Here is a 4,082-nt window from a genome sequence, read left to right as displayed (position 1 = left end):
GTCGCGCAGATGTCGCCCGCCGCACGGCCCGGGCTGCTGCGCGAGCTCGCCGCGCGCGGCGTCACCGCCCTCGCGCTCGACGCCGTCCCGCGCATCTCGCGCGCGCAGTCGCTCGACGTGCTCAGCGCGCTGTCCAACGTCGCGGGCTACCGCGCCGTCGTCGAGGCGGCGGCGGAGTTCGGCGGGATGTTCTCCGGCCAGGTCACCGCGGCGGGCACGACGCCGCCCGCCACCGTCTTCGTCATCGGCGCGGGCGTCGCCGGGCTCGCCGCCGTCGGGGCCGCGGGCAGCCTCGGCGCCCAGGTGCGGGCCTTCGACGTGCGCCCGGAGGCGGCCGAGCAGATCGAGTCCATGGGCGCCACGGTCGTCCGCGCCGACGCGGCGGCCCAGCAGGTCAGCACCGACGGCTACGCGTCCGCCCTCACCGCCGACCAGGAGGCCGCCGCGCTGCGCGCCTACGCGGCCGAGACGGCGCGGGCCGACGTCGTGATCACGACGGCCCTCGTGCGCGGCACCGCGCCGACGACGGTCACGGCCGAGATGGTCGCGGCGATGCGGCCCGGCAGCGTCGTCGTCGACCTTGCCGCGCCCGGCGGAGGCAACTGCGAGCTCACCGTGCCCGGCGAGCGGGTCGTCAGCGACAACGGCGTCGTCGTGCTCGGGTACACCGACCTGCCCGACCGGATGCCCCGGCACACCTCCGAGCTGCTCGGCACCGCCGTCGCCAACCTCCTCGCGCTCCTCACGCCCGCGCGCGACGGTCGGCCCGCGCTCGACCTCGACGACGTCGTCGTGCGCGGCATGACCGTCACGACCGGCGGCGAGGTGCTGTGGCCGCCCCCGCCCGTCGCGGTGTCGGCGGCCGGGGCAGGGGCCGCGGCGGCCCCTGCCCCGGCCGCGGAGCCCGCACCCGTACCGCGCCGTCGGCCCGCGCTCCGTGCCGCCCTCACCGGGCTCGCTGCCGTGCTCGGCGCCCTCGCCGTCGCGGCCTCGCCCGCCGAGCAGGCGGCGCACTTCACGGTGCTGGCGCTCGCGGTGGTCGTCGGGTTCTACGTGATCTCGCACGTCACGCACGCCCTGCACACGCCGCTCATGTCCCAGACCAACGCGATCTCCGGGATCATCCTGGTCGGTGGCATGCTCCAGATCGGTTCGGCCGACCCGGTGGTGACCACGCTCGCCGTGCTCGCCTCCGCCGTGGCGAGCATCAACATCGTCGGCGGGTTCCTCGTGACCTACCGCATGCTCGGCATGTTCCGGCGGGGCGCGGACCCGGCCGACGCGACCGCGGGCGGGGGTGCGCGATGACCGCCGGGTCCGTGGTCCAGGCGCTCTACCTCGTCGCGGGCGTGCTGTTCGTGCTGTCCCTGGCGGGCCTGTCCCGGCAGGAGACGGCGCGGCGCGGCGCGCTGCTCGGCATGGCGGGCATGGGGCTCGCGCTGGCCGCGACGGTCGCGCTCTCTCTCGTGCGGTCCGAGCGGCCGGCCGGCGTCACGGCCGGCCTGATCGTCCTCGTGCTCCTCGTGGGCGCCGCCGTGGGCACGTGGCGGGCCCGGACGGTCGAGATGACGCAGATGCCGGAGCTCATCGCGCTGCTGCACTCGTTCGTCGGCGCCGCGGCCGTCCTCGTGGGCTTCGGCTCCTACCTCGGCTCGTCCTCGGGTCCGTCCGGCGACGCCGGGCACGGCGGCACCGTGCACCTCGTCGAGGTGTTCCTCGGCGTGCTCATCGGTGCCGTGACGTTCACCGGGTCGGTGGTCGCGTTCGGCAAGCTCTCGGCGCGCCTGCGCTCCTCGCCGCTGCTGCTGCCCGGCCGCAACGGGCTCAACCTCGCGGCCCTCGTGGCGTGCGGCGGGCTGCTGTGGTGGTTCCTCGCCGCGCCGGGCACGGGGCTCGTCCCGCTCGTGCTCATGACGCTCGTCGCGCTCGCCCTCGGCTGGCACCTCGTGGCGGCGATCGGCGGCGGCGACATGCCCGTCGTCGTCTCGATGCTCAACTCGTACTCGGGGTGGGCCGCCGCCGCGGCGGGGTTCATGCTGGGCAACGACCTGCTCATCATCACCGGTGCGCTGGTGGGCTCGTCGGGTGCGATCCTCAGCTACCTCATGTGCCGGGCCATGAACCGGTCGTTCGTGAGCGTCATCCTCGGCGGGTTCGGCGCGGAGACGGGCGCGGCCGCGCCCGGTGGCTCCGTCGAGCAGGGCACCCACCGGGAGACGACGGCGCTCGAGGTGGCGGACCGGCTCACGGCCGCGCGCTCGGTGGTCGTGGTGCCGGGCTACGGCATGGCGGTGGCGAAGGCGCAGTACCCGGTGGCGGACCTCGTGGCCCGGCTCACGGCGCGCGGCACGACGGTGCGGTTCGGGATCCACCCGGTCGCGGGGCGGCTGCCCGGCCACATGAACGTGCTGCTGGCCGAGGCCAGGGTGCCCTACGACCAGGTGCTCGGCATGGACGAGATCAACGACGACCTCCCCGGCACCGACGTCGTGCTGGTCATCGGTGCCAACGACACCGTGAACCCGGCGGCGCAGGACGACCCGTCGTCGCCCATCGCGGGCATGCCGGTGCTCGCGGTGTGGCAGGCTCGGGAGGTGGTGGTCTTCAAGCGGTCCATGGCGACGGGCTATGCCGGCGTGCAGAACCCGCTCTTCTTCCGCGAGAACACGGCCATGCTGTTCGGCGACGCGAAGGAACAGGTGGAGCTGATCGTCCAGGCCCTCTGAGGGCCCCCGACACCGGGCGCGGGCGGCGCCCTTTGCCTTCGTGTGGTGATGTGTGGGTGAATTGAAGGAGCCGCGCTGACGGTGCGCGGTCTCGACTTGGTATAAAGGGGCGCGCCGAGAAAGCCCGGCGCAGTCCCTCAGTGCGGAGGCGGAGTGGTGACACGCTCACTCGCGACCGGTGCGGTCGCCCTCGTCGGGTTCCTGGCGCTCGTCGCGACCACGGAGCTCTTCTGGTTCGGGCCTCCCAGCGGCGCGCACAACGCCGGCGAGCTCTTCGCCCTGGTCGCCGGTGCGGTCCTCGCGCTCGTGACCTGGGCGCTCGTCGGCTGGACGGTCGCCCGTGTGGCCCGCGCCCTGCGCCGGCCGCGGGCGTCGGTCGTGCTGGGGCTCGCGGTGCCCGCCGCGGCGGTCCTCGTGCTCGCGCTCACGGTCGACCTCGACCCGTGGTCCACCGGCTTCGGCGTCCTCGCGTTCGCCGCGGCCTCCGGCGGGGTGCTGGCGACGCTCCGCCGCAGGCCCGCGGTGCCGCCGGACGAGCTGCGGACCCGGCACGGTCACCCGCCGGTCCGCATGGCGGCGTGACGGCTCACCAGAACCGGACCGGCAGGCCGCGGCGGGCGTAGACCGTCTCGACGGCGGCGCGGACCTGCGCCGGCTCACCCAGGCGTTCCGGGTCGAGGCCGAGCACCACGAGGGTCGCGACGCCGTCGTGCTCGGACCACCAGGAGTCCAGACCGCCGCGCATCTGCCGCAGCCGGCCGCGGGTCAGGCCCTGCGTGACGCCCCGCATGAGGACACCCGACGCGGGCGTGCCGAACGGCGCGGCGAACGCCGCGGGCAGCCGGCCGAGGTTGGAGGCCAGGCACAGCGGGGCGGTGGCGTCGCGGGCGGCACGCTTGGCGACGGCGTCGGGCACCATCTGCAGGAGCGGCTTGAGCGGGCCCAGCGCGTCCACCCGGGTGCCCGACGTCAGGGCCCGGAACTCCGCGGCGGCGGCCGACCGGACCTGGGCCAGGTCGGTCACGACGCCTGCCCGCTCGGGCGCGGGCGTCACCGTCGTGTCGACGGCGATCGAGACCCCCGACGTGGCGTTCGACCGCAGGTCGCCGGAGCCGCGCAGGCTCACCGGCACCGACACGCGGACGGGCGTGCCGGGTGTCGCGACGCCCGCCGCGAGCAGGATCTCCGTGCACACGGCGATGAGCAGCGAGTTCGCGGTGCCGCCCGCGGCACGGGCGGTGCGGTGCCAGGTCCCGGCGTCGGTGTCCACGACGACGACGGGCGGGTGCGCGGGCTGCGTGTCGTCCGGCCGCGGCCCGGGGCGGGGCCGGTCGGTGGACTGCTGCGCGGCGACCG

At 75.7% G+C, this 4,082-nt stretch carries 4 protein-coding genes; 3 read left to right on the top strand and 1 reads right to left on the bottom strand.

Annotated features, from left to right (window positions below):
- From HLB15_RS22820 to HLB15_RS22810, 3 genes are all read left to right on the top strand, one after another.
- The coding region (locus HLB15_RS22820) for a Re/Si-specific NAD(P)(+) transhydrogenase subunit alpha (protein WP_171108965.1) at positions 1-1,308 on the top strand (1,308 nt) is incomplete at its 5' end.
- Positions 1,305-2,726: a Re/Si-specific NAD(P)(+) transhydrogenase subunit beta gene (gene pntB, locus HLB15_RS22815; RefSeq protein ID WP_171108963.1), complete on the top strand. Its 1,422-nt coding sequence runs from the start codon at positions 1,305-1,307 to the stop codon at positions 2,724-2,726. The genes HLB15_RS22820 and pntB, both read left to right, overlap by 4 nt.
- A 156-nt stretch (positions 2,727-2,882) precedes the next feature.
- Positions 2,883-3,308 (top strand): hypothetical protein, encoded by a 426-nt coding sequence (locus tag HLB15_RS22810; RefSeq protein WP_171108961.1) that lies wholly within the window; start codon positions 2,883-2,885, stop codon positions 3,306-3,308.
- Between the two features lie 4 nt (positions 3,309-3,312).
- Here the strand turns inward: HLB15_RS22810 and HLB15_RS22805 are convergent.
- Positions 3,313-4,082 (bottom strand): hypothetical protein (locus tag HLB15_RS22805; protein WP_212760258.1); only part of this gene is annotated, 770 nt, incomplete at its 5' end.

The sequence above is a fragment of the Promicromonospora citrea genome (genome assembly GCF_013004695.1).
GTDB classification, from domain to species: Bacteria; Actinomycetota; Actinomycetes; order Actinomycetales; family Cellulomonadaceae; genus Promicromonospora; species Promicromonospora citrea.
The sequence above is the reverse complement of the archived record's forward strand: the minus strand, read 5'-3'. Positions and strand labels throughout refer to the sequence as shown.